Origin of the sequence: Janibacter limosus (assembly GCF_004295485.1) — a bacterium.
Classification (GTDB): Bacteria; Actinomycetota; Actinomycetes; order Actinomycetales; family Dermatophilaceae; genus Janibacter; species Janibacter limosus_A.
The window spans coordinates 1150120-1174722 of sequence record NZ_CP036164.1; the positions used below are offsets into that span (position 1 = coordinate 1150120).

Below are 24603 nucleotides of genomic sequence, written 5' to 3' on the forward strand. Positions count from 1 at the left end.
GGCTCAGGCAGGGGCGTCGAGCTCGGCCTCGTGCACGGTGATCGCCACCTGCACGCGGTTGTCGGCGTCCAGCTTGTCGAGGATCCGGCCGACGTGCGCCTTGACCGTCGCCACGCTGAGGAAGAGCCGGCCCGAGATCTCGGCGTTGGACAGGCCCGACCCGACGGCTCGCGCCACGTCCAGCTCCCGGTCGGTCAGTCGCGCCAGCCGGGTGCGCGCCTCCTCACGGGTGCTGCTCGTCGCGGTCTCGCGGGCCGTGCGCACGGAGTTCAGCACCGAGGTGGTGACGCTGGGGGAGAGGATCGACTGCCCGGCCGCCACGAGCCGCACCGCCTCGACCAGCCGGTCCGGGGGAGTGTCCTTGAGCAGGAACCCGTCCGCGCCGTGCTGCAGGGCGCGCATCACGTCGTCGTCCGCGTCGAAGGTGGTGAGGATGATGACCTTGCTCGGCGAGCCGCTGCGGACCAGCTCGTCGGTGGCGCTCAACCCGTCGAGCCGCGGCATCCGGATGTCCATGAGGACGACGTCCGGGGAGTGCTCGGCGATGACCGACAGGCCCTGGCGACCATCCTGGGCCTGCGCGACGACCGTGATCTCCGGCGCGCCCCCGAGGATCATCGACAGGGCGGTGCGCACCATCGGGTCGTCGTCGACGAGGACGACGGAGATCGGGTCGCTGCTCGGGCTGCTCACGAGGCCCACGGTAGCCACACCGCCAGCCGGTGCTCGTCGCCGTGCCACCCGTGCGACAGCCGTCCCCCCGCCAGGGTCACCCGCTCGGACAGCCCGAGCAGCCCGACCCCCGCACCGGGTACCGGGTCCGCATCGCGGTTCAGGGAGCGCGGGTTGGAGATCGTCACCTCCAGCTCGCTGCCGGGACGACCGGCGAGGTGCACGGTCACCGTGGCGGCTGGTGCGTGCTTGCGGGCATTGGTCAGCCCCTCCTGGATCACGCGGTAGGCGGTCCGGCTCGTCGTCTCCGGAAGGGTCGTCAGGTCCGGGCCACCCTCACCGAGGCTGACCCGGGTGCCGGCGGACCGGACGTCGTCGAGCAGCTCGGGCAGGTCGGCGAGGGTGCGCTGCGGGCGAAGGGGGGAGCCCTCGTCGTCCTCCCTCAGGACCCCGAGGACCGCACGCAGGTCGGTCAGGGCGGCTCGGGCGTTGCTGTCGATGGCCGTGACGGCTGCGCGGCGCTCGTCCTCGGGGAGGTCCTGCCGATAGCTGAGGAGACCGGAGTGCATGGTCACCAGCGAGATCCGGTGGGCAAGCACGTCGTGCATCTCCCGGGCGATGCGGCTGCGCTCGGCGGTCTGTGCCTGGGCGACCCGGGCGCGCTGCTCGGACTCGGCGGTCTGGGCCCGCTCCACCCAGGAGCGCACGAGGGCGCGTCGCGACCCGATGGAGTACCCGACCGCGATGATGATGCCCACGACGAGCACGTTGACGAGGGCCTCGGCCCACAGCGGGAGCGAGTCGGTTCCGGGCTCGGGATAGATGATGCGCGCGGAGAAGAGGCCGGCGGCCACGGTGAGCGCGCCCACAGGGAGGATCTCGCGCCACCGCTGACGGGTGGCCAGGGACGCCAGGGCGATGGTCTGCGCGCCGGCGGCCACCGTCGACGCTCCGGTCAGCAGCGTGGTGATGGTCGCGATGGCGACGGGCCAGCGCCGGCGGAGCAGCAGGCACCCCGCGGCGACCAGACCGAGCAGGGGGTCGACGAGGACGAGCCACAGTCCTCGCCAGGTCTCCGGCTCCTGGTCGGGGTCGGGGAAGACGAGCGCGGCGGTGAAGGCCCAGAAGACCAGCCCCAGCAGCAGCGCGAGGCCGACGCGCCACGTGGTGTCCCACCACGTCAGGCGGTCGGGGAGCCGCTCGTCGAGGGCAGGTGCGGAGGTCACGACCCCACCGTAGGCGGCGTGGGAGCCGCCCGGCATCCGCCTCAGGTCGCGCACCGGCTCCTGACCCCCCTCCCAAAGTCGTGGGTGCGGTCGAGACCTGGGGGCGATGCCCCCTTCGCCCTCGGGGACGCATCGTTGGGGACATGATCAAGGCCACCAACCTCACCAAGCGGTACGGCGACTTCACCGCCGTCCACGACATCTCCTTCACCGCCCGCCCGGGCAGCGTCACCGGGTTCCTCGGTCCCAACGGAGCCGGCAAGTCCACCGCCATGCGGATGATGACCGGTCTCACGCCGCCGACCTCCGGCGAGGCGCTCGTCCTCGGCCGCCGCTACCGGGAGCTGCCCAACCCAGGTCGCCACGTCGGCGTCATGCTGGACGCCTCCGCGCAGCACCCGGGACGCACCGGCAGGGAGGTCCTGACGCTCGCCGCCAGGACCATCGGTGTCGGGCCGACCGCCGTGGCCCACGGTCTGGCCACCGTCGGCCTCACCGACAAGGAGGCCGGCCGTCGGGTGCGCAACTACTCCCTCGGGATGCGCCAGCGTCTCGGCCTGGCCGCAGCCCTCATCGGCGATCCCGAGGTGCTGATCCTCGACGAGCCCGCCAACGGGCTGGACCCGCAGGGCATCCACTGGATGCGCGGGCTGCTGCGCGGCTTCGCCGACCGCGGCGGCACCGTGCTGCTCTCCTCGCACCTGCTCTCCGAGGTGCAGATCGTCGCCGACGAGCTGGTCATCATCGGCAACGGCCGCATCGTCGCCGAGGGCACGGTCGAGGAGCTGCTCCAGCAGCAGGGCACCCGCGTGCGCTCCATCGATGATGCCGCGCTCGCCGACGCACTGACCCGAGCGGGCGTCGAGGTCACCTCGAGCGCCGCCGGGCTGCTCGCGCAGACGAGCAGCGAGGCCGTCGGCCGCATCGCGCTCGACGCCCGCATCGTCCTCACCGACCTCGCCTCCGGCTCCGCCGGTGGCCTCGAGGAGCTCTTCCTCACCCTGACCGCCACCGAGTCCCGAGAGGGGACTGCCGCATGAGCACCACCACCGCACCCACCGAGTCCGCACCCCAGCCCACCGGGGCGAGCGCCGCGCGACCACCGGTCGACGTCTCCGGCGACCGGGTCCCCTTCGCCCGCCTGGCCGCCATCGAGGTCCGCAAGATGGTCGACACCCGTGCCGGGCTGTGGATGCTCATCACCATGGCCGGGATCGGGTTCCTCGTCGCAGGCGGCCTGGTCATCTGGGGGCAGGAGCAGGACCACCGGTACCCGACCTTCCTCGGCTTCATCACGATGCCCCTGATGTTGCTCCTGCCGATCATGGGCATCATGTCCGCGACCCAGGAGTGGAGCCAGCGGACCGGCCTGGCCACCTTCACCCTCGTGCCCCGGCGGGGTCGGATCATCGCGGCGAAGGTCGTGGCCGCCCTCGTCCTGTGCCTCGTCCTGCTGGCTGCCGGCGCCGGCGCCGCCGCGCTGGCGACCCTCGTCTCCGGTGGGGAGTTCACCCTGACCGGCATCTCGCTCGCCGGCGTCGTCCTCACCGCACTGGTCTTCACCCTGCAGGGCGTCGCCTTCGGGGCGGCCTTCCTCAACACCCCGATCGCCATCGTCGCCAGTCTCGCGCTGCCGACCGTCTGGACGATCCTCACCGCGATGATCGAGCGGATGGCGCAGGTCGCGACCTGGCTCGACCTCAACCTCGTCACCGGCCCGCTCACGGAGGGGACGATGACCGGGGAGAACTGGGCGCAGCTGGCCACGGGCTCCGCGATGTGGGTCGGCCTGCCGCTCGTGATCGGCAGCTACCGGATCCTCACCCGCGAGATCAAGTAGTCGGGATCTCCTCGTCCTCGCCCGAGGGCGCGGTCCCCTTCATCAGGTCGATGATCGCGGCCGCGTCCTCGTCGCCGAGCCGGCCCCAGCCGGGGTCGTAGCCGTAGACCTCGCCGAGCGGGGTGGCCTTGCGGTTGCCCAGGAGCAGGTCGACGTCGTCGACCGTCAGCAGGCCCGGGTGCCAGACACCGCAGGCCTCCGACACCTTGAGCAGGTCGCGGCGCACGGTGCGGATGTAGTTGTTGACCCGCTGCGCCTTCAGCGTCGGGTCGAGGCCGCGGGCGAGCCACTGGTTCTGCGTGGCGACCCCCGTGGGGCAGTGGTCGGTGTGGCACTTCTGCGCCTGGATGCACCCGATGGCCAGCATCGCCTCGCGGGCGACGTGCACCATGTCGACCCCCATGGCGAAGGCGATCAGTGCATTCTCCGGCAGGCCCAGCTTGCCGGAGCCGACCCACACCACGCGGTCGGTCAGGCCGGCGCGGGCGAAGATCGCGTAGACCCGGGTGAAGGCCAGCCTGAAGGGCAGGGCCACCGCGTCGCTGAAGACGAGGGGAGCCGCGCCGGTCCCCCCTTCGCCGCCGTCGATGGCGATGTAGTCGACGCCGCGTGAGCCGTCGGCCATGGCGTCGGCCAGCTCCTCCCAGAAGTTCAGGTCGCCGACCGCGGACTTGATCCCGATCGGCAGCCCGGTCTCGTCGGCGAGCCGCTCGACGAAGTCGAGCATGGAGTCGATGTCGTCGAACTCCGTGTGGCGGGAGGGGCTGGCGCAGTCCTCGCCCTGCTTGATGCCGCGGGTCTCGGCGATCTCGGGCGAGATCTTCGCCGCGGGGAGCATGCCCCCGAGGCCGGGCTTGGCGCCCTGGCTGAGCTTGATCTCGATCGCCTTGACCGGGGCGGACTCGACGACCGACTTCAGCATGTCGAGGTCGAAGCGCCCCTCCTCGTCGCGGCAGCCGAAGTAGGCCGTGCCGATCTGGAAGATCAGGTCCCCGCCCTGCCGGTGGTAGGGGGAGAGGGACCCCTCGCCCGTCAGCTGCATGCACCCGGCCAGCCGAGCGCCCTCGTTGAGGGCGTGGACCGCGTTGCCCGAGAGCGAGCCGAAGCTCATCGAGGAGATGTTGACGACCGACTGGGGTCGGAAGGCGTGGCGCCGGCCGCGGGCCGCGCCGAGCACCTTGGCGCAGGGGAGCGGGGTGTCCTCGCCGTGGTGGGTCGGGGTCGAGGCCGAGACGTCGGAGAAGGTGCGGTGCTTGAAGATCGGGTAGCCCTCGACCTGCTCGATGTCGTTGTCCGTGCCGAAGCCGACGTAGTTGTTCTCCATCTTGGACGACGCGTAGACCCACGAGCGCTGGTCCCTGCTGAACGGACGCTCCTGGTCGTTGCTCGTCACGATGTACTGCCGCAGCTCGGGCCCGATCTTCTCCAGGACGTAGCGCAGGTTGGCGACCACGGGGAAGTTGCGCTTGAGCGAGTGCTGCTTCTGCAGGAGGTCTCGGGCGGCGAGGCCGGCGGTTCCGGCGGCGAGCAGGGCGAGGGCGGACGTGGACTTCATGCCCGCCATCCTGCCTCCTGCAATGCGCGTCTGGGAGGATCCGCCGGGTGAACCCTTCCGCGCTCCCTCGTCCGCGCCGCCGGGTCCTGGTCGCGGTCCTGCTCGTCATCGCCCTCGTCGTCGCGGTGCTCGTGTGGCGGGTCCACTCGGCACCGACAGGGCCCGAGGTCGCGACCGGGCCGGCAGGCACCGCCTTCTACGAGGCGAGCGCCGAGCAGCTCGCCGCCGGACGCCACGGCACGCTCATCTGGTCACGGCACGTCGTCGACGGGCCGACGATCGGTGGCAGCACCCACCTGGTCCTGTACCGCTCGACCAGCGCGAAGGGGGAGCCGGTGGCGGTCTCCGGGGTGGTCTCGCTCCCTTCGGGCACGCCGCCCGACGGTGGGTGGCCGGTCATCAGCTGGGGCCACGGCACGACGGGGATGGCCGATGACTGCGCCCCGTCTCGCTCCCTCGTGGACCAGCAGACCGGCATCTACACGGCCGCGATGGACCAGACGACGGCCGACCTCGTGGGGGAGGGCTACGCCGTCGTGCGGACCGATTACGAGGGGCTCGGGACGCCCGGGCCGCACCCCTACCTCATGGGTCAGTCCGCGGGAGCCGCCTTGACCGACATCGTCCTCGCGGCCCACGAGCTGAGCCCGGACCTGTCCCCCCGCTGGGTGGCCATGGGGCACTCGCAGGGCGGGCAGGCCGCCCTCTTCACCAGTCGCTTCACCGACGCCTACTCGCCCGGTCTGGACCTCGCCGGGATCGTCGCGCTGGCGCCCCCGAGCCAGCTGGGGGCGGTCATCGAGATGACCGACGACGCAGGGACGGCAGGGGCGACGCCGCAGGAGGAGGCGGCCGCCGCCGACGCCGGGTCGGGCTCGGCCTTCCTCGGGCCACTGGTGGTCGCCGCGGCGCGCGTGTCGGACGTACCGCTGGAGCAGGTCGTCAGTCCCCGAGGTCGGGCCCTCCTGCCCGACCTGGAGAGCCGGTGCATCGCCGAGCTCTTCGGGCAGGACTCCTTCGGGGGCATGGACCTGCGCACCTTCCTCGCCGAGGACGCCGACCTGCGCAAGATCAGGCGCACGGTGGGCACCAACGACGCCGCGGAGCTGCACCCGCACGTGCCGGTGCTCGTCGTCCACGGCACGCGGGACTCCACGGTCCCGATGCTGCTCAGCGACACCCTCACCAGGCAGCTGCGGGAGCGCGGCACCGACGTGGAGTACGTGCGCGTCCCCGGCGCCGACCACATCTCGGTACTTGAGGAGTCGGCCCCCCGGGTCCGCGCGTGGGTGACCGGGGCGCTGGCCGGTTAGGATACTGGGCGGCCCGCGCACGCCCACGGCGCAGCAGCGGGAGCCGACAGACCAGATGACCTGACAATGCGAAGGCGAGCACACACGTGGCAACGACGAATGACCTCAAGAACGGCATGGTCCTCAACCTCGACGGCCAGCTCTGGAGCGTCGTGGAGTTCCAGCACGTCAAGCCCGGCAAGGGCCCGGCCTTCGTCCGCACCAAGCTGAAGAACGTCACCAGCGGCAAGACGATCGACAAGACCTTCAACGCCGGCACCAAGGTCGAGACGTCGAATGTCGACAAGCGCAACATGCAGTACCTGTACAACGACGGCACCGACTTCGTCTTCATGGACGGCGACACCTACGACCAGATCCCGGTCCCGCCCGAGGTCGTCGGCGATGCCGCGAAGTACATGCTGGAGAACCAGGAAGCAGTCATCGCCCGTCACGAGGGCACCGTCCTCTACGTCGAGCTGCCCGCGTCCGTGGTCCTGGAGATCACCTACACCGAGCCGGGCCTGCAGGGCGACCGCTCGACCGGCGGCACCAAGCCGGCCACGCTCGAGACCGGCGCCGAGATCGCCGTGCCCCTCTTCCTCGAGCAGGGCACCAAGGTCAAGGTCGACACCCGCGACGGTTCCTACCTCGGTCGAGTGAGCTGAGTGGGAGCACGCACCAAGGCACGGCGTCGGGCCGTCGACCTGCTCTTCGAGGCGGAGTCGCGCGGGCTCAACGCCGGTGACCTCGCGCGCGATCGCGTCGTCACGCCGGTGACCCCGGCGCCGCTCAACGAGTACACCGTCACCGCGGTGACCGGCGTGGTCGCGCACTGGAACGACATCAACGACGCCCTGACCACCTACAGCCAGGGCTGGACCCTCGACCGGATGCCCGACGTCGACCGGGCCATCCTGCGGCTGGGCACCTGGGAGATCCTCTTCAGCGACGACGTCCCCGATCAGGTCGCCGTCAGCGAGGCCGTCGTCCTGGCCACCGAGCTGAGCACGGACGAGTCCCCGAAGTTCGTCAACGGCCTGCTGGGCCGCATCGTCGAGGTCAAGCCCACTCTCGTCTGAGGAGTTGCACGTGAGCACGACGCCTGATGCACGACCCATGCCCGATGCACGACCCACCCCGACCACGCCCGAGCGTGGCGCCGTCATCGGCGACGGGATCGCCTGGCTCGCGCGCTGGTCGCTGCGACTGCTGCTCGTCGCAGCGGGGGCCTTCATCGTGTGGTGGCTGCTCGCGAAGCTCTGGGTCGGGGTCTTCCCCGTCATGCTGGCGCTCATCGTCGCGACCGTCCTGTGGCCCCCGACCCGGTGGCTGCGCAGCAAGGGCGTACCCGCGGCGCTCGCCGCGGCGCTGGTCATCCTCGGGGCGCTCGTCGTCTTCTTCGGGGTGCTCGGCGCGATCACCCCGTCCCTGGTCAGCCAGTCGGGTGACCTGGCCAGCCAGGCGAGCAAGGGGCTGACCGAGCTGCAGGACCGCGCGGCCCAGGCTCCCTTCAACATCGACAGCTCGACGATCGACGACGCGGTGAAGTCCGCCACCACGTGGCTGCAGGACCAGAGCGGCCAGATCGCCTCCGGTGCACTCGCCGGTGCCTCCGCGGTCGGCTCGGCCGTCGTGACCCTCGTGCTCGTGCTGGTGCTCGTCTTCTTCTTCATCAAGGACGGGCCGCAGTTCCTCCCCTTCGTCCGGCGGGTCGCGGGGGAGCGGACCGGTGCGCACCTGACCGAGGTCGCCACGCGCTCGTGGAACACGCTCGGCGGGTTCATCCGCACCCAGGCGCTCGTCTCCGCGGTCGACGCGGTGCTCATCGGGACCGGGTTGTTCGTCCTCGGTGTCCCGCTGGCCTTCGCGCTGGCCATCCTCACCTTCTTCGGTGGGTTCATCCCGATCGTCGGTGCCTTCGCGGTCGGCTTCCTGTCCGTGCTCGTGGCGCTCGTCGCGCAGGGCCCGATGACCGCGCTCTTCGTCCTGATCCTGATCATCGCGGTGCAGCAGATCGAGGGCAATGTGCTCCAGCCCTTCCTCCAGGGCCGCTCGATGCAGCTGCACGCGGGCATCATCCTGCTGTCCGTCGCGGTCGGCAGCACGATCTTCGGCATCGTCGGTGCCTTCCTCGCCGTCCCCGTCGCAGCCGTCACCGCCGTGGTCCTGCGGTACCTGAGCGAGCAGGCCAACCTCAAGGCGGGCATCGTGACCGCGGACGAGGTCGAGGCCGAGTCCGCCGAGGGCGAGGACGCTGCCGAGCAGGTGGAGGACGAGGCCACCGAGGACGAGGTCACGGTCGTCGAGTGACCCCGGTCCCCGCGCGGCCCGCGGTGAGCGTCATCCCCCTTCGTGACGGACCGGAGGGTCTGGAGGCCTTCGTCCAGCACCGCCAGCTGACGATGGACTTCGCCGCCGGTGTCGTCGTCTTCCCCGGCGGTCGGTGCGACCCGAGCGATCAGGTGGTGGGAGCCGCGCTGCCGCTGCCCGATTCGGTCGTGGCCGAGCACGTGCGTCGCTGGTCCGGTCTCGACGGGACGACCGACGACGCCGAGCTGCTCGTGCGCACCCGGCTGGCCACCGGGGTCCGGGAGCTCGCCGAGGAGACCGGGTACGTCGCGGACCCCACCGACCTGCTCCCGTGGGACTGCTGGGTCACCCCCGAGGGAGCGCCCAAGCGCTTCGACGTGGCCTTCTTCGTGCTGCCGGTCGAACGCGAGGGGCCGCAGCCGGTGCACCTGACGAGCGAGGCCGTCGACTCCTGCTGGGAGGCCATCACCTCGCTGCTGGCCGACCATGCCGCCGGGGACGTCCGGCTGATGACGCCGACGCGGGTCCTGCTGGAGGAGCTGCGGGACCTGGGCACGTTGGCGAGCGTCCTGGCCCTGCAGCCGGTCATCACCGGGGTGCGCGACGACCGAGCCGGGGTGCGTCCCCGCCTCCGTCAGTGAGCCGGCGGCCGTGACGGATCACCTCGCTCGACCTACCTGCGGGTACGACGGGCTGCTGTGGTGACGACCGCCAGGAGAACCCCGAATTTCCGGGGTTCTCCTGGCGCATCCGTCGGGAGGTGCCCGTCGTACCCGCAGGTAGCTCGTCGACGGGAAGTACCCGCACCCGGGGAGGATCAGAAGGCGGGCAGGACCTCGCCGTTCGGCCAGGTCTTCTCGATGTAGGCCTTGACCTCGGGGGAGTGGAGCAGCTCGTCGAGCTTCTTCAGGCCCGGGTTGTCCTCGTTGGCCTTCTGCACGGCGAGGAAGTTGGCGTAGGGGCTGTCCTTGCCGTCCTCGACGACGAGCGCGTCCGTGGTCGACAGGTCCGCCTCGATGGCGTAGTTGCCGTTGATGACGGCGGCGTCCAGGTCCTGCAGGGAGCGAGCCAGCTGGGCCGGGTCGGTCTCCTTGAAGGTCAGCTTCTTCGGGTTGTCCGCGACGTCGAAGATCGTCGCGTTGGTCGCGTCCTTGCCCTCCTTGAGGGTGATGACGTCGTTGTCCGCGAGCAGCTGGAGGGCCCGACCCTGGTTGGACGGGTCGTTGTTGATGCCGATCTGGGCGCCGGACTTCAGGTCCTTGACGTCCTTGACCTTGTCCGAGTAGAGCGCGAAGGGCTCGATGTGGATGCCCTTGTAGTGCGCGAAGTCGTACCCGCGGTCCTCGACCTGCTCCTCGTAGTAGGGGAGGTGCTGGTAGTAGTTCGCGTCGAGCGTGCCCTCGGAGAGCTGGACATTGGGCTGGATGTAGTCGTCGAAGGTCTTGATGTCGAGGTCGATCTTGGCCGCCGGCGCCAGCTCCGTGTCGACGTACTCGAGGATCTTGGCGTGCGGGGTCGGGGAGGCGCCGACGGTGATCGTGGTGACGCCCTTGTCGTCGGCAGTCGGGCCCTCGGAGTCACCCTCCGCCAGGCCGCAGGCCGAGAGGCCGAGGGAGGTGACGACGATGACCGCGGCGGCGCGGGTGGTGGAGCGGAAGGGGGACATGGGTGTCCTTTCGACGTGGGTGGGGTGGCATGGGTGTGGTGGAGTGGTGCGGGTCAGCGGGGTGCGGGTCAGCGGCGGTCGAGGCGGCGGGCGACGATGTCGCCGACGACCTGGACGATCGTCACGATGACGACGAGGAGCACGACGCAGACGATCATCACGTCGGACTCGAAGCGGTTGTAGCCGTAGCTCATGGCGACGGCGCCGAGCCCGCCGCCCCCGACGGCCCCGGCCATGGCCGTGTAGCCGATGAGCGCGATGACGGTCGTGGTGAGACCGGCGACGAGGCCCGAGCGGGCCTCGGGGAGCAGCACCTTGCGGGTGAGCTCGCCGCGGCTGGCGCCCATCATCGTCACGGCCTCGACCTTGCCCGCCGAGACCTCCCGCAGCGACGTCTCGACGAGCCGCGCGTAGAAGGGGATGGCCCCGACGGTCAGCGGCACGACGGCAGCCTGCCAGCCGATCGAGGTCCCGACGACCAGCCGCGTGAAGGGGATGATCGAGATCATCAGGATGAGGAAGGGCAGCGACCGTCCGATGTTGACGACGGCCCCCACCACCCGGTTGAGGAAGGTGCTGGGAGCGGTCCCGCCGGGGGAGGTGGTGAAGAGCAGCACGCCGAGCGGGATCCCCAGGAGCGCGGTGAGGAGGCCGGCGACGACCGTCATCGCGAGGGTCTCCCAGATGGCGGTCGGCACGGCCTGCTGGATGATCGGGTTGTCGAGCCAACGGCCCTCGGCCGCCAGGGTGGTGAGCGCGATCATGCGGCGACCTCCGGGGCGAGGTGGGCGGCCTCGAGGAGGCGGACCGCGTCCCCGGTGCGAGCCGGGTCGACCTCGAGCTGGATGCGTCCGACCCGGCGTCCGCCGATCGTCTCGAGGGTGGCCGCGGCGACCTCGGCGGGCACGCCCCCTTCGCGCAGGAGGGCCAGGACCGCGTCGACGCTCGTCGTGCCCGAGCGGGTATCGCCGAGGGCGACCTCGATGTAGCCGCCGTCGTGCTCCAGCGGCAGAGGAGGAAGGGGGACGAGGTCCCGGTGGAGCTGGCCGGCCGCGTCGGCGACGACGTCGCCGATGGCGCCGGACTCCAGGACCCTCCCGTCAGCCAGCAGGGTGACGGTGTCGCACACCTCGCGGACGACCGACGGCTCGTGCGTGATGATGACGACGGTGATCCCGAGGCGCTCGCGCAGGTCGCGCAGGAGGCCCAGGATCTGGCGGGTGGTGCCGGCGTCCAGCGCGGAGGTCGGCTCGTCGCACAGCAGGATGTCGGGGCGGGTGGCGAGGGCGCGGGCGATGCCGACGCGCTGCTGCTGGCCACCGGAGAGCTGGCCGGGGTGGTTGTCCGCGCGGTCGGTGAGGCCGACGAGGTCGAGCAGCTCCGCGACCCGGGCGCGTCGCTCGGCGGCCGACCAGCCGGCGATCTCCAGCGGGAGGCCGATGTTGTCCGCTGCCGACCGCGAGTCGAGCAGGTTGGCGTGCTGGAAGACCATGCCGAAGCGGCGGCGGACCGCGCGCAGCTCGTCGCCGGTGAGTGCCGGGATGTTGGTCCCGTCGAGGTCGACCGTCCCGGAGGTCGGCTGCTCGAGGCCGGTGAGGCAGCGGATCAGGGTCGACTTGCCGGCGCCGGAGCGACCGACGATGCCGTGGATCGAGCCGCGCGCGATGGACAGGGTGATGTCCTCGAGCGCGACCACGGGGCCGCGCGCGGAGGGGAACTCCTTGCGCAGGCCGCTCAGGCGCAGAAGTGGTGGTGTCTCGGTCACGAGTTGAATAATAGGAAGTTATATCTCCCATAAGCAAAACGTTGATATGTCTATTGCGTCTCCCACGGATGGGAGGGTGGGTTCATCCCGATCGTCGGTGCCTTCCTCGCCGTCCCCGTCGCAGCCGTCACCGCCGTGGTCCTGCGCTACCTGAGCGAGAAGGCCAACCTGCGCTCCGGCTCCGTGCGTCCGCAGGACGTGCACACGGACACCGACGAGGGGCGACGGGCGGCCGAGCGGGCCGAGCGGTCGTACCTGGCGACGCGAGCCGCTGCCGGTCAGCAGAAGACGAGTCCCTCGGCGACCGGACCCGGGTTCCTGCTCGGTCCGCTCGAACCGGATGTGCGCGAGTCGGCCGCACGCTGGTGGGTGCGGCACCGGTCGAGGCGCGGTCCTCCCCGGTGGCCGGTGCAACCCCCGGGACGTGCCTGCAGGGCGGCGATCCCACTTCCTCCGGCACGTGCTGGAGGAGCATGTGCGGCGCTGGGGCTGGTGGGAGGGCCACCTGCTCCTGGGCGGTCGATACAGTGGTACAGGTCGACCGACATGCAGCAATGGTGTGTGCCTTCGACATTCTGTGCCCATCGAATGTTCCCACTTCTGCACCGGCTGCTCACCGCAGTGCCGAGACCCATCCGTCACCACTGACGAAGGACAGGACCAACCGAACGTGTGCAACACAGTCACGCCCAACAGGACGTCGAAGGCCGAGAGAACCACCGTGGGTGCGGTGGAGGTCACTCGAGGTCATCCATCGAGCGGTGACAAGGGCGCGACGACACCGGCCTCCTCGACGGTGGCGGTCGGCCCAGCCACGCCCACCGAACAGCCGGCGCTCGTCGAAGCGGCTGCACCGGCCAAGAGCGCAGCCTGAGATCATGCTGCTCGCTTCGATCGATGAATCGGTGATCACCGGACCGGCGTGGGTACCGACCGCCCCGCCGAGCTTGGACACTCTTCTCTCCCCCACGCTGCAGCCTGTGCCACTCATTCCGGCCATAGCTCTGCTGATGGGCATGCTCTACGTGGCTGGGGCGGTCCGGCTCTGGACATCGGGCCGGCGGTGGCCGGTATGGCGGTGTCTGTCCTTCCTCCTCGGGTGTGGCGCGATCATGGTGATCATGGGCGCCGGGATCGAGGGCTACGGGTTACGGATGTTCTCCGTCTTCATGTTTCAGCAACTCACCTTGATGCTGGGCATCCCTGCATTCTTGGCTCTGGGCAGTCCGGGGACGCTGCTGCTACGGGCTACGCCACATCGGGGACCGGGCCGCCTGGTGTTGCGGTTGGCATTCTTTGGTTTGCGGTCTCGGCTGGGACGGTTTTTGATCCATCCTGCCTTCACGGTTCCGCTGTTTCTGTTCAATTTCTACGGGATCTACTTCAGCGACATCGGTGATCTGCTGCTACCGAACTGGTACGGCCACGTGAGCTTGGAATTGCTGTTCCTGGTCTCGGGGCTCCTCTTCACTGTCCCACTGATCTCGGCCGACCCTCTGCCGGTGAAGAAGAGTCACGGCTGGCGAGTGATCGATGCCTTCTCCGAGATGCCGTTGCACGCCTTCTTCGGGGTCATCGTGATGATGTCTCCGGCACCGATGGTGGATTTGTTCGCGACTGCACCGGACAGCTGGAACATCGATCCGATCAGGGACCAGTACCTCGCCGGGGGCTTGGCCTGGGCATACGGAGAATTGCCGTCCCTGCTGATCCTGTTGTTCATCATGGCGGGATGGCAGCGTGCTGAGGCGCGGCAATCAGCCCTGACCGACGCCGAGCAGGCGACCCCACAACTGGACGCCTACAACGCCTATCTGGAGCGGCTGCGCCAGCACGAGGAGAAGTACCAGCGCCCATGAGCCTGCCCGTCGGGGAACCCATGCGGGATGTCTGTCGCGAAACGATCACCGACCGAACGCCGACCGATGACCATCCGGTGTGACGGCAGTCCTCGACCAGTGCTGGGTGGGCACCTGCCGAGGTCCTGGGCTGCACGGTCAGGACTGTGAGGTCCTTGCGACCCGGACCGGAGTGCGGCCCCCTCCCTCCGGACGATAGAGTCGACCCGATCGACATCCTTTAACCGCTGTCCTGTGAGGCAGAGAAGGAGGTCTTGAGACACTCATGTGTCCGGAGACATCCGCTGCGGCAACGCCCCAGCCACCCCCCGCCCGCGAGGTCATGAGCGCCTCTGACGTCGCGCGCGGCCTGCGCCGCATCGCCCACGAGATCGTCGAGCGCAACAAGGGGGCCCAGGACGTCGTCCTGCTCGGCATCCCCAGTCGCGGCGTCGAGCTCGCCCAGCGCCTCGCCACCCTGGTCACCGAGATCGAGGGCGCGTCGGTGCCCGTCGGGTCCCTCGACGTGACCATGTACCGCGACGACCTGCGCGACCGCCCGATGCGCGCGCCGCAGCAGACCCACTTCCCGCCCTCGGGGGTCGACGACCGGGTCGTCGTCCTCGTCGACGACGTCCTCTACTCCGGCCGCACGGTGCGAGCCGCCCTCGACGCCCTGGCCGACTACGGCCGCCCCCGGGCCGTGCGGCTGGCGGTCCTCGTCGACCGTGGCCACCGCGAGCTGCCGATCCGCGCCGACCACGTCGGCAAGAACCTCCCGACCTCCCAGGCCGAGCGGGTCACCGTGCGCCTGACGGGTCACGACGGCGTCGACGACTCCGTGACCATCTCGGGTGGTGACCCCCGATGAACCGCCACCTGCTCTCCGTCGCCGACCTCGGCGACGCCGACCTGCGGGCCGTCCTCGACACCGCTGCCGAGATGCACGACGTGCAGCACCGCGAGGTCAAAAAGCTGCCGACCCTGCGCGGCCGCACGATCATCAACCTCTTCTTCGAGGACTCGACCCGCACCCGCAGCTCCTTCGAGATCGCGGGCAAGTGGATGAGCGCGGACACGATCAACATCACCGGCAAGGGCTCCTCGACGTCGAAGGGAGAGTCGCTCCGTGACACCGTGCGCACCATCGCGGCCATGGGCGTGGACGCCATCGTCATGCGCCACCAGGCGTCAGGGGCGGCCCACCAGGTCGCCCGGTGGTTCGACGAGTCGGGCGTGCGCGCCAGTGTGATCAATGCGGGTGACGGCACGCACGAGCACCCCACGCAGGCACTCCTGGACGCCTACACGCTGCAGCGGCGCCTGGGCACCCTCGAGGGCAAGCGGATCGCCATCGTCGGGGACGTCACGCACAGCCGGGTCTTCCGCTCCAATGTCCTGTCGCTGCCCCGCCTGGGCGCAGAGGTCACCGTCGTCGCGCCGCCGACCCTCATGCCGAGCGGTGCCGCGCACTGGGCCGAGACCGACGGCTTCGCCCTGAGCAACGACCTCGACGAGGTCATCGACTCGGGAGTCGACGCGCTGATGATGCTGCGGGTCCAGCACGAGCGGATGGCCGGGGGCTTCTTCCCCACGGCCCGCGAGTACACGGTCGGCTACGGGCTGACCCGCGACCGTCTGGCCGCCCTCACCGCGGCCAACCCAGAGGCGGTCATCGCCCACCCCGGCCCGATGAACCGCGGCCTGGAGATCGCCGCGGACGCGGCCGATGCCGCCGGCAGCCTTGTCCTGGACCAGGTGAGCGCCGGTGTCGCCGTGCGGATGAGTGTCCTGTACCACCTGCTGGCCAGCGGCCTGACCGACGAAGGCGCCGTCCTGAGGCGTGAGGAACGAACCACGAAGGAGGGCGCCGCATGAGCGACCTGCTGATCACCGGCGCCTCGCCGCTGGGTGGAGCGACCACCGACCTGCTCGTGCGCGACGGTGTCATCGCCGCGCTCGGCCCCGACGCAGCCACCGACGCCCGCGCGGACGTCGAGCGCCTCGCGGCCGACGGGCTCGTCCTGCTGCCGGGCCTGGTCGACCTGCACACGCACCTGCGTGAGCCGGGCCGTGAGGACGCCGAGACGGTGCGCACCGGGTCGGCCGCAGCAGCGGCCGGCGGCTTCACCGCCGTCTTGGCCATGGCCAACACCAGCCCGGTCACCGACACCGCTGAGGCCGCCGAGCGCGTCCTCGACCTCGGGGTCGCAGCGGGCCACTGCGACGTGCAGCCGATCGGTTCGGTGACCAAGTCGCTCGAGGGCGCCGAGCTCGCCGAGCTCGGTCTGATGCACCGCTCCCGGGCCCGGGTGCATGTCTTCTCCGACGACGGGCGCTGCGTCCACGACGCGCGCGTCATGCGCCGGGCACTGGAGTACGTGCGGGCCTTCGACGGGGTCATCTCCCAGCACAGCCAGGACCCGGCGCTCGCCGGACCGTCGGCCTGCTGCCACGAGGGTGAGCTGAGCGGCCGTCTCGGGCTCACCGGCTGGCCCGCGGTCGCCGAGTCGAGCATCATCGCCCGCGACGCCGAGCTGGCCCTGCACACCGGGTCACGCGTGCACGTCGCGCACGTCTCGACCGCCGAGGGCGTCGAGGCCGTGCGGTGGGCCAAGCGACGCGGCGCCCGCGTCACCGCAGAGGTCACGCCGCACCACCTCGTGCTGACGACCGACCTGCTGAGCGGCTACGACCCGGTCTACAAGGTCAACCCACCGCTGCGTCCCGCCGAGGACGTCGAGGCGCTGCGGGCAGCCCTGGCCGACGGCACGATCGACGCCGTGGCGACCGACCACGCGCCGCACGCGCGGCACGACAAGGAGCACGCCTTCCCCGACGCGGCCTTCGGCATGCTCGGCCTGGAGACCGCCTTCTCCGTCGTCCACGACGTCATGGTCACCTCCGGACGCATCGACCTGGCAACGCTCGCCGAGCGGATGTCCCACGCACCGGCCCGCATTGCCGGGCTCGCCGACCACGGACGGGCGATCGAGGTCGGCGCTCCCGCCAACCTCGTGCTCGTCGACACCAGCGCCCGGGTCACCGTCGACCCGTCCGCCTCGCAGTCCCTGTCCCGCAACACCCCCTTCGCCGGGCACACCCTCACCGGGTCCGTCCGGACGACGATCCTGCGCGGCCGCGTCACGGCCACCGATGGAGAGGTCATCAATTGAGCCAGCTCAGCACCACCCCAGCGGTCCTCGTCCTGGAGGACGGTCGGACCTTCGCCGGCACCGCCTACGGCGCCGTCGGCGAGACCGTCGGCGAGGCCGTCTTCTCCACCGGCATGACCGGGTACCAGGAGACGCTCACCGACCCCAGCTACCGTGGCCAGGTCGTCGTCATGACCGCCCCGCACGTCGGCAACACCGGGTGGAACGACGAGGACGACGAGTCCGGCCGCATCCACGTCGCCGGGTACGTGCTGCGTGACCCCGCGATCCGCCCGAGCAACTGGCGATCGCGTCGCTCGCTCGAGGAGGAGCTGACCGCGCAGGGCGTCGTCAGCATCGCCGGCGTCGACACCCGCGCCCTCACCCGCCACCTGCGTGAGCGCGGGGCGATGCGCGTGGGGATCTTCTCCGGGGACTCCGTCGCCGACGAGGCGACGCTCCTGCAGCGGGTGCAGGCCGCGCCCGAGATGGCCGGTTCCGCCCTCGCCGCGCAGGTGAGCACCACCGAGCCCTACGTCGTCGAGGCGAAGGGGGCCAAGCGCTTCACCGTCGCCGCGCTCGACCTCGGGATCAAGACGATGACGCCGACCCGGCTCGCCGAGCGCGGCATCGAGGTGCACGTCCTGCCCGCGACCGCCAGCTTCGCCGACGTGCAGGCGGTCTCGCCCGACGGTCTCTTCTTCTCCAACGGACCCGGCGACCCGGCGACCGCCGGCGACCAGGTGGCCCTCCTGCAGGAGGCCCTGCGGGCAGGTCTGCCCTACTTCGGCATCTGCTTCGGCAACCAGCTCTTCGGCCGGGCGCTCGGCTTCGGCACCTACAAGCTGAAGTACGGCCACCGCGGCATCAACCAGCCGGTCTTCGACCGGACGACCGACAAGGTCGAGGTCACCGCGCACAACCACGGCTTCGCCGTGGACGCCCCCCTCGACGAGGCGACGCAGACCCCCTTCGGCACCGCGAGCGTGAGCCACGTCTGCCTCAACGACGACGTCGTCGAGGGGCTGGAGCTCCACGACGACGGAGGGCGCCTGCGGGCCTTCTCCGTCCAGTACCACCCGGAGGCGGCGGCCGGTCCGCACGACGCCGCCTACCTCTTCGACCGATTCGTCGACCTGCTGGCAGCTGCCGGCACCTCCGCCACCAACGAGAGCGAGACCCAGGCCTGATGCCCAAGCGCGACGACATCACCAGCGTCCTCGTCATCGGCTCCGGGCCGATCGTCATCGGACAGGCCTGCGAGTTCGACTACTCCGGCACCCAGGCCTGCCGCGTCCTGCGCGAGGAGGGGATCCGGGTCATCCTGGTCAACTCCAACCCCGCGACGATCATGACCGACCCCGAGTTCGCCGACGCCACCTACATCGAGCCGATCACCCCCGAGGTGATCGAGAAGATCATCGAGCGCGAGCGCCCCGACGCGGTGCTGGCCACCCTCGGTGGGCAGACCGCGCTCAACGCGGCCATCGCGCTGCACGAGGCCGGGATCCTCGAGAAGTACAACTGCCCGCTCATCGGCGCCAGCGTCGAGGCGATCGAGCTCGGTGAGGACCGCCAGCGCTTCAAGGGCGTCGTCGAGCGCTGCGGCGCGGAGTCGGCCCGCTCGATCATCTGCAACGCCAACGACGCCCCCGCCGGCTCGACGCCGGGCGAGCAGGTCCGCTTCGCGCTGGACAAGACGCTCGCCGCGGCGCAGGAGCTCGGCTACCCGGTCGTCGTGCGCCCCTCCTTCACCATGGGTGGTCTCGGCTCCGGCTTCGCCTACGACGAGAGCGACCTGCGCCGCATGGCCGGCGCCGGCCTCCAGGCCAGCCCGACGACCGAGGTGCTCCTCGAGGAGTCGATCCTGGGGTGGAAGGAGTACGAGCTCGAGGTCATGCGTGACACGGCCGACAACGTCGTGGTCGTCTGCTCGATCGAGAACTTCGACCCCGTCGGCGTGCACACCGGTGACTCGATCACCGTCGCGCCCGCGCTGACCCTCACCGACCGCGAGTACCAGCGCATGCGTGACGTCGGGATCGCCGTCATCCGCGAGGTCGGCGTCGAGACCGGTGGCTGCAACATCCAGTTCGCCATCGACCCCGCCGACGGCCGGATGATCGTCATCGAGATGAACCCGCGCGTCTCTCGCTCCTCGGCGCTGGCGTCGAAGGCCACCGGCTTCCCGATCGCCAAGATCGCCGCCAAGATGGCCATCGGCTACACCCTCGACGAGGTGCCCAACGACATCACCCAGGAGACGCCGGCCGCCTTCGAGCCGAGCCTGGACTACGTCGTCGTCAAGGTGCCCCGGTTCGCCTTCGAGAAGTTCCCCGCCGCCGACCCGACCCTCACGACGACCATGAAGTCCGTCGGCGAGGCGATGGCCATCGGCCGCAACTTCACCGAGGCCCTGCAGAAGGCGCTGCGCTCCGCCGAGCGCAAGGACGCGACCTTCCACTGGGACGGCGACCAGCCCACGCTCGAGGAGGGCCGCCAGCTCCTCGAGGCAGCGCGCACGCCCACCGACGGCCGCATCGTGCAGGTGCAGCAGGCCATGCGGGCCGGCGTCACGGTCGAGGAGGTCTTCGAGGCCACCAAGATCGACCCGTGGTACCTCGACCAGATGGCGCTCATCAACTCCATCGCCCAGGAGGTGCACGACGCCGACGAGCTCAACCCGCAGGTGCTGCGCCTGGCCAAGCGGCACGGCTTCTCCGACGCCCAGATCGCCCGGCTGCGCCGGATGGACGAGGCCGTCGTGCGCGGCGTGCGCCACGCCCTCGGGGTGCGCCCGGTCTACAAGACGGTCGACACCTGTGCAGCGGAGTTCGCGGCCCGCACGCCGTACCACTACAGCTCCTACGACGAGGAGACCGAGGTCGCGCCGCGCGAGCGTCCGGCCGTGATCATCCTCGGCTCGGGGCCCAACCGGATCGGCCAGGGCGTCGAGTTCGACTACTCGTGCGTCCACGCCAGCTTCGCCCTGCGCGACGCGGGCTACGACACCGTGATGGTCAACTGCAACCCCGAGACGGTCTCGACGGACTACGACACGAGCAGCCGGCTCTACTTCGAGCCGCTGACCCTCGAGGACACCCTCGAGGTCATCCACGCCGAGACGCTGGCCGGCCCCATCGCGGGCGTCATCGTCCAGCTCGGCGGGCAGACCCCGCTCGGCCTCGCTGCTGCGCTCAAGGCAGCCGGGGTGCCGATCGTCGGTACCTCGCCCGAGGCCATCGACCTCGCCGAGGACCGGGGCCACTTCGGTCGGGTGCTCCACGAGGCGGGCCTCAACGCCCCCAAGCACGGCACCGCCTTCAGCGCCGAGGAGGCCGTCGAGATCGCCCGCGAGATCGGCTACCCCGTGCTCGTGCGTCCGTCCTACGTCCTGGGTGGACGCGGCATGGAGATCGTCTACGACGACGCGACCCTCTCCGAGTACGTCACCCGGGCGGCCATCGCCAGCCCGGAGCACCCGATCCTCGTCGACCGCTTCCTCGACGACGCCATCGAGATCGACGTCGACGCGCTGTACGACGGCACGGAGATGTACCTCGGCGGGATCATGGAGCACATCGAGGAGGCCGGGATCCACTCCGGCGACTCGAGCTGCACCCTGCCGCCGGCGACCCTGGGCACCTCCGAGCTGCAGCGGGTGCGCGAGGCGACGCTCGCCCTCGCCGAGGGCATCGGGGTGCGTGGCCTGATGAATGTCCAGTTCGCCCTCGCCCAGGACGTGCTCTACGTCCTCGAGGCCAACCCGCGTGCCTCGCGCACCGTCCCCTTCGTCGCCAAGGCCACAGGAGTCCCGCTGGCCAAGGCCGCGGCCCGCGTCATGCTCGGCACGAGCATCGCCGAGCTCAAGGACGAGGGCATGCTGCCGCGTCACGCCGACGGTGGTTCGATGCCGGCACACGCACCCATGTCCGTCAAGGAGGCGGTGCTCCCCTTCAAGCGCTTCCGCACCAAGGAGGGCGATGTCGTCGACTCGCTGCTCGGTCCCGAGATGCGCTCCACGGGTGAGGTCATGGGGATCGACGCCGACTTCGGCGCGGCCTTCGCCAAGAGCCAGCTCGGGTCGCTCTCCAGCGGTCTGCCGACGACCGGCACGGTCTTCGTCTCCGTCGCCAACCGGGACAAGCGCGCGATGATCTTCCCGATCAAGCGCCTGGCCGACCTGGGCTTCACGATCCTCGCGACCCAGGGGACCGCAGACGTCCTGCGCCGCAACGCGATCGAGTGCGACGTCGCCATCAAGCACTCCGAGCGGGGCGAAGGGGAGACGAGCGTCGTCGACCGGATCCTCGCCGGCGAGATCGACGTCGTCTTCAACACCCCGTCCGGGCAGCACGCCCGTGCCGACGGCTACGCCATCCGGGCGGCCACGACCGCCATGGACAAGCCGATCGTCACGACCGTGCAGCAGCTCGGTGCGGCCGTGCAGTCGATCGAGGCACGCATCAACGGCGAGCTGCGGGTCAAGCCGCTCCAGGAGCACGCCCGTGACCTCGACCTCTACGGGATCCAGGCGTGAGCGCCCGCACCATCGCAGCTCGTGAGGGGGCTGGAGTCGTCCAGGTCGATGCCGAGGTGCTCGGCAACTCCGCCGTGGGCGCCTACCGGCACCTGACCCTCGTCACCCCGGGCCTGGCCGAGATCGCCCGCCCCGGGCAGTTCGTCGCGCTCGCCGTCGGTGACGGCACGAGCTCGATGCTGCTGCGACGCAGCTTCTCGATCCACCGGGTCAGCCCTGCCGGGACCTACGGCGCCACGACCGAGATCGTCGTGGCGGCCGCCGGTCCGGGCACCGAGGAGCTCACCCGGCTCGAGGCGGGTGCGAGCGTCAGCGTCATCGGGCCGCTCGGCAAGGGCTTCCCCCTCCCGTCGCAGCCGGTCCCGTGCATCCTCGTCGGCGGCGGCTACGGCTCTGCGCCGCTCTTCTGGCTCGCCGAGCAGCTGCGTGAGCGTGGCTGCCCCGTCGAGATCGTGCTCGGCGCGGCCACGGCCGACCGGCTCTTCGGCGTCGTCGAGGCCCGACGGGTCGCCGACGGGGTCACCGTGACCACCGATGACGGGTCCGCGGGGACCCGGGGCTGGGTCTCCGACGTCCTGCCGGACCTCATCGCGCGCACCGGCGCCGGCGTGCTCTACGGCTGCGGCCCCATGGGCATGCTGCGCTCCATGAGCGCGATCGCCTCCGACCACGGCATCGTCGCGCAGGTCGCGGTCGAGGAGGCCATGGCCTGCGGTGTCGGCATCTGCATGACCTGCGTCATGCCGGTCGCTGACCAGCACGGCACGACCAAGATGGTCCGCAGCTGCCTGGAGGGCCCGGTCTTCCGGGGCGACCGGGTGCGCTGGGAGGCCTTCGACGACGGCCTGTGCCGGGTCCCCGCCGACGCCGTCGGTGCCCCCAAGGAGGCGCGCTGATGACGGCCGCGACTCCCCCTTCGTCCGTGGACATGTCGGTCGACCTGGCCGGCGTCCGCCTGCCCAACCCGATGATGACGGCGAGCGGGTGCGCGGCCAACGGTCGTGAGATGCACCGCTTCATCGACGTCGCGCAGCTCGGGGCCTTCGTCACCAAGTCGGTCAAGGCCCAGCCGGTCTCGGGCCGGGGCACGCCCCGCATGGCCGAGACGCCCTCCGGGATGCTCAACTCCATCGGCCTGCAGGGCCCGGGGGTGCAGGCCTTCGTCGAGGAGGACCTGGCCTGGCTGCACTCGATCGGTGCCCGCGTCGTCGTGTCCATCGCGGGCAGCACCGCCTCGGAGTTCGCCGGGGTCGCGCGGGCGGTCGTGCGCAGCCGGTATGCCAGCGCCGTGGCGGCGATCGAGGTCAACATCTCCTGCCCCAACGTCGCCAACCGCGGGCTCGTCTTCGCCTGCGACCCGGCCAGCTCGCACAAGGTCATGACGCTGGTGCGCGAGGAGGTCCCGCGGGGACTGCCGATGCTCGCCAAGCTCAGCCCCGACGTCACCGACATCGTCGAGATCGCCGACACGGTCCTCAAGGCCGGTGCCCACGGGTTGACGATGATCAACACGACGCTGGGCGTGGCCATCGACGTCGACCGGTTGCGGCCGCACCTCATCGCCGCGACGGGCGGCCTGTCCGGCCCGGCGATCCGCCCCATAGCGGTGCGGGCCGTGTGGCAGGTCGCGGGCGCGATGCGCGCCGGGCGGATCAGGACCGCGCCGATCGTGGGCGCCGGGGGAGTGCGCACCGGTCGGGACGCCCTCGAGCTCGTCGCCGCCGGTGCCAGCGCGATCCAGGTCGGGACGGCCGCCTTCAACGACCCGACGGCGCCCGAGCGGGTCGGGCGTGAGCTCGAGGCGCTCATCGCCGAGCGGGGCTTCACCCGGCTGTCCGAGGTCACCGGCATCGCCCACGAGAGGTTCACCCCATGAGCACCGACACCGCTCCCTTCGGCACCCGGCTGCAGGCGGCCATGGCGCAGCACGGTCCGCTGTGTGCCGGTATCGACCCGCACCGCGGGCTCGTCGAGTCGTGGGGACTGACCTACGACCTGGCCGGTGTCGAGCGCTTCGCGATGACCTGCGTCGAGGCCTTCGGCGGGAGCGTGGCCGCGGTCAAGCCCCAGTCGGCCTTCTTCGAGGTCTTCGGGGCGAAGGGGGTGGCCCTCCTAGAGCGGGTCCTGACCGACCTGCGTGACGCGGGCACCCTCACGGTCCTCGACGTCAAGCGCGGTGACATCGGGACGACGGTCGACGCCTACGGCGAGGCCTTCCTCGGCAAGGACGCGCCGGCTGCGGCCGACGCGATCACGCTCAGCCCGTATCTGGGCTACGGCTCGCTGCGCCCAGCCATCGACCTCGCGCACGCGACCGGCCGTGGCGCCTTCGTCCTCGCCCTGACCTCCAACCCCGAGGGTGCCCAGGTCCAGCACGCCCGGCTGGCCGACGGCCGCTCCGTCGCCGGTGCGATCGCCGACGAGGCAGGCGAGGACAACGCGGAGGCACGCGGCCGCGGTGAGCTCGGGAGCATCGGCCTCGTCGTCGGCGCGACCGTGGGCTCGGCGGTCCGGGACCTCGGTGTGGACCTGCCCGGCATGGCCGGTCCGGTGCTCGCACCGGGCCTGGGTGCGCAGGGCGCGACCGCTGACGACGTGCGCTCGGTCTTCGCCGGGGCGCTGCCGCAGGTGCTGGCGAGCAGCAGCCGCGACGTCCTGCGGGCCGGGCCGGACGTCGCCGCCCTGCGTGATCGTGCGCGCGCGGTGGCGACGCAGGTCGCTGCCATCACGGCCTCGTGAGA

Annotated in this window: 22 protein-coding genes; 16 read left to right on the plus strand and 6 right to left on the minus strand. The window is 70.9% G+C overall.

The features are described 5' to 3' along the window. Positions 1 to 3: 3 nt before the first annotated feature. A complete protein-coding gene (locus EXU32_RS05550; RefSeq protein WP_130629000.1) occupies positions 4 to 693 on the minus strand; it encodes a response regulator in 690 nt (229 codons plus the stop codon). Continuing rightward, positions 690 to 1898 (minus strand): sensor histidine kinase, encoded by a 1209-nt coding sequence (locus EXU32_RS05555; RefSeq protein WP_130629001.1) that lies wholly within the window; start codon positions 1896 to 1898, stop codon positions 690 to 692. The genes EXU32_RS05550 and EXU32_RS05555 overlap by 4 nt, the downstream gene beginning before the upstream one ends. Before the next feature lie 143 nt (positions 1899 to 2041). Here EXU32_RS05555 and EXU32_RS05560 point away from each other — a divergent pair, with 143 nt between their 5' ends. Both EXU32_RS05560 and EXU32_RS05565 read left to right on the plus strand, forming a co-directional pair. Then, a complete protein-coding gene (locus tag EXU32_RS05560) occupies positions 2042 to 2938 on the plus strand; it encodes an ABC transporter ATP-binding protein (RefSeq protein WP_130629002.1) in 897 nt (298 codons plus the stop codon). After that, positions 2935 to 3738: an ABC transporter permease gene (locus tag EXU32_RS05565; RefSeq protein ID WP_130629003.1), complete on the plus strand. Its 804-nt coding sequence runs from the start codon at positions 2935 to 2937 to the stop codon at positions 3736 to 3738. The genes EXU32_RS05560 and EXU32_RS05565 overlap by 4 nt, the downstream gene beginning before the upstream one ends. Here EXU32_RS05565 and EXU32_RS05570 read toward each other — a convergent pair. Then, positions 3731 to 5293, minus strand: a complete 1563-nt coding sequence (locus EXU32_RS05570) for an FMN-binding glutamate synthase family protein (protein ID WP_130629004.1) — start codon at positions 5291 to 5293, stop codon at positions 3731 to 3733. The genes EXU32_RS05565 and EXU32_RS05570 overlap by 8 nt on opposite strands. A gap of 47 nt (positions 5294 to 5340) precedes the next feature. On the opposite strand from EXU32_RS05570, the gene EXU32_RS05575 reads away from it, so the two are divergent. The 5 genes from EXU32_RS05575 (at position 5341) to EXU32_RS05595 (ending at position 9539) form a co-directional block, all read left to right on the plus strand. Continuing rightward, complete coding sequence (locus EXU32_RS05575) at positions 5341 to 6606, plus strand: lipase family protein (protein ID WP_130629005.1); 1266 nt, start codon at positions 5341 to 5343, stop codon at positions 6604 to 6606. Positions 6607 to 6692: 86 nt separating this feature from the next. Further along, positions 6693 to 7253 (plus strand): elongation factor P, encoded by a 561-nt coding sequence (gene efp / locus EXU32_RS05580; protein ID WP_130629006.1) that lies wholly within the window; start codon positions 6693 to 6695, stop codon positions 7251 to 7253. Beyond that, positions 7254 to 7667 carry a transcription antitermination factor NusB gene (gene nusB / locus EXU32_RS05585; protein WP_130629007.1) on the plus strand — a complete coding sequence of 138 codons (414 nt, stop codon included), beginning with the start codon at positions 7254 to 7256 and terminating at the stop codon, positions 7665 to 7667. It begins immediately after the preceding gene. A gap of 10 nt (positions 7668 to 7677) precedes the next feature. Beyond that, positions 7678 to 8898 carry an AI-2E family transporter gene (locus EXU32_RS05590; RefSeq protein ID WP_242612895.1) on the plus strand — a complete coding sequence of 407 codons (1221 nt, stop codon included), beginning with the start codon at positions 7678 to 7680 and terminating at the stop codon, positions 8896 to 8898. Then, complete coding sequence (locus EXU32_RS05595) at positions 8895 to 9539, plus strand: NUDIX hydrolase (protein WP_165399587.1); 645 nt, start codon at positions 8895 to 8897, stop codon at positions 9537 to 9539. Before EXU32_RS05590 ends, EXU32_RS05595 begins: the two co-directional genes overlap by 4 nt. 176 nt (positions 9540 to 9715) lie before the next feature. Here the strand turns inward: EXU32_RS05595 and EXU32_RS05600 are convergent, their stop codons facing one another. The 3 genes from EXU32_RS05600 to EXU32_RS05610 all read right to left on the minus strand — a co-directional run bounded on the left by EXU32_RS05600 (position 9716) and on the right by EXU32_RS05610 (position 12338). Further along, positions 9716 to 10564: a MetQ/NlpA family ABC transporter substrate-binding protein gene (locus EXU32_RS05600; RefSeq protein ID WP_130629008.1), complete on the minus strand. Its 849-nt coding sequence runs from the start codon at positions 10562 to 10564 to the stop codon at positions 9716 to 9718. Positions 10565 to 10632: 68 nt separating this feature from the next. Then, a complete protein-coding gene (locus EXU32_RS05605; RefSeq protein ID WP_130629009.1) occupies positions 10633 to 11328 on the minus strand; it encodes a methionine ABC transporter permease in 696 nt (231 codons plus the stop codon). Next, complete coding sequence (locus EXU32_RS05610) at positions 11325 to 12338, minus strand: methionine ABC transporter ATP-binding protein (protein WP_130629010.1); 1014 nt, start codon at positions 12336 to 12338, stop codon at positions 11325 to 11327. Before EXU32_RS05610 ends, EXU32_RS05605 begins: the two co-directional genes overlap by 4 nt. 869 nt (positions 12339 to 13207) lie before the next feature. Between EXU32_RS05610 and EXU32_RS05615 the strand changes: the two genes are divergently transcribed. The 9 genes from EXU32_RS05615 (at position 13208) to pyrF (ending at position 24601) form a co-directional block, all read left to right on the plus strand. Further along, entirely contained in the window at positions 13208 to 14188 is a 981-nt protein-coding gene (locus EXU32_RS05615; RefSeq protein WP_242612896.1) for a cytochrome c oxidase assembly protein, read from the plus strand. Positions 14189 to 14510: 322 nt separating this feature from the next. Continuing rightward, complete coding sequence (gene pyrR, locus EXU32_RS05620; RefSeq protein WP_242612897.1) at positions 14511 to 15038, plus strand: bifunctional pyr operon transcriptional regulator/uracil phosphoribosyltransferase PyrR; 528 nt, start codon at positions 14511 to 14513, stop codon at positions 15036 to 15038. After that, positions 15035 to 16045: an aspartate carbamoyltransferase catalytic subunit gene (locus tag EXU32_RS05625; protein ID WP_130629012.1), complete on the plus strand. Its 1011-nt coding sequence runs from the start codon at positions 15035 to 15037 to the stop codon at positions 16043 to 16045. The genes pyrR and EXU32_RS05625 overlap by 4 nt, the downstream gene beginning before the upstream one ends. After that, a complete protein-coding gene (locus EXU32_RS05630; RefSeq protein ID WP_130629013.1) occupies positions 16042 to 17343 on the plus strand; it encodes a dihydroorotase in 1302 nt (433 codons plus the stop codon). Before EXU32_RS05625 ends, EXU32_RS05630 begins: the two co-directional genes overlap by 4 nt. Beyond that, the gene (carA, locus tag EXU32_RS05635) at positions 17340 to 18512 is read left to right on the plus strand and encodes a glutamine-hydrolyzing carbamoyl-phosphate synthase small subunit (RefSeq protein ID WP_130629014.1); all 1173 of its coding nucleotides are present in this window, start codon (positions 17340 to 17342) and stop codon (positions 18510 to 18512) included. Before EXU32_RS05630 ends, carA begins: the two co-directional genes overlap by 4 nt. After that, on the plus strand, positions 18512 to 21862 hold the full coding sequence (carB, locus tag EXU32_RS05640) for a carbamoyl-phosphate synthase large subunit (RefSeq protein ID WP_130629015.1): 3351 nt from the start codon (positions 18512 to 18514) through the stop codon (positions 21860 to 21862). The genes carA and carB overlap by 1 nt, the downstream gene beginning before the upstream one ends. Continuing rightward, positions 21859 to 22758 (plus strand): dihydroorotate dehydrogenase electron transfer subunit, encoded by a 900-nt coding sequence (locus EXU32_RS05645; RefSeq protein WP_207233882.1) that lies wholly within the window; start codon positions 21859 to 21861, stop codon positions 22756 to 22758. Before carB ends, EXU32_RS05645 begins: the two co-directional genes overlap by 4 nt. After that, a complete protein-coding gene (locus tag EXU32_RS05650) occupies positions 22758 to 23738 on the plus strand; it encodes a dihydroorotate dehydrogenase (RefSeq protein WP_130629016.1) in 981 nt (326 codons plus the stop codon). Before EXU32_RS05645 ends, EXU32_RS05650 begins: the two co-directional genes overlap by 1 nt. Beyond that, positions 23735 to 24601 carry an orotidine-5'-phosphate decarboxylase gene (gene pyrF, locus EXU32_RS05655; RefSeq protein WP_130629017.1) on the plus strand — a complete coding sequence of 289 codons (867 nt, stop codon included), beginning with the start codon at positions 23735 to 23737 and terminating at the stop codon, positions 24599 to 24601. The genes EXU32_RS05650 and pyrF overlap by 4 nt, the downstream gene beginning before the upstream one ends. Positions 24602 to 24603: the final 2 nt, after the last annotated feature.

Excerpts from the sequence above, each read along its gene's own strand:
- EXU32_RS05560 (WP_130629002.1), top strand. The coding sequence starts at position 2,042 with ATGATCAAGGCCACCAACCTCACCAAGCGGTACGGCGACTTCACCGCC.
- EXU32_RS05565 (WP_130629003.1), top strand. The coding sequence starts at position 2,935 with ATGAGCACCACCACCGCACCCACCGAGTCCGCACCCCAGCCCACCGGG.
- EXU32_RS05570 (WP_130629004.1), bottom strand. The coding sequence starts at position 5,293 with ATGAAGTCCACGTCCGCCCTCGCCCTGCTCGCCGCCGGAACCGCCGGC.
- EXU32_RS05600 (WP_130629008.1), bottom strand. The coding sequence starts at position 10,564 with ATGTCCCCCTTCCGCTCCACCACCCGCGCCGCCGCGGTCATCGTCGTC.
- EXU32_RS05605 (WP_130629009.1), bottom strand. The coding sequence starts at position 11,328 with ATGATCGCGCTCACCACCCTGGCGGCCGAGGGCCGTTGGCTCGACAAC.
- EXU32_RS05615 (WP_242612896.1), top strand. The coding sequence starts at position 13,208 with ATGCTGCTCGCTTCGATCGATGAATCGGTGATCACCGGACCGGCGTGG.
- pyrR (WP_242612897.1), top strand. The coding sequence starts at position 14,511 with ATGAGCGCCTCTGACGTCGCGCGCGGCCTGCGCCGCATCGCCCACGAG.
- EXU32_RS05625 (WP_130629012.1), top strand. The coding sequence starts at position 15,035 with ATGAACCGCCACCTGCTCTCCGTCGCCGACCTCGGCGACGCCGACCTG.
- EXU32_RS05630 (WP_130629013.1), top strand. The coding sequence starts at position 16,042 with ATGAGCGACCTGCTGATCACCGGCGCCTCGCCGCTGGGTGGAGCGACC.
- carB (WP_130629015.1), top strand. The coding sequence starts at position 18,512 with ATGCCCAAGCGCGACGACATCACCAGCGTCCTCGTCATCGGCTCCGGG.
- EXU32_RS05650 (WP_130629016.1), top strand. The coding sequence starts at position 22,758 with ATGACGGCCGCGACTCCCCCTTCGTCCGTGGACATGTCGGTCGACCTG.
- pyrF (WP_130629017.1), top strand. The coding sequence starts at position 23,735 with ATGAGCACCGACACCGCTCCCTTCGGCACCCGGCTGCAGGCGGCCATG.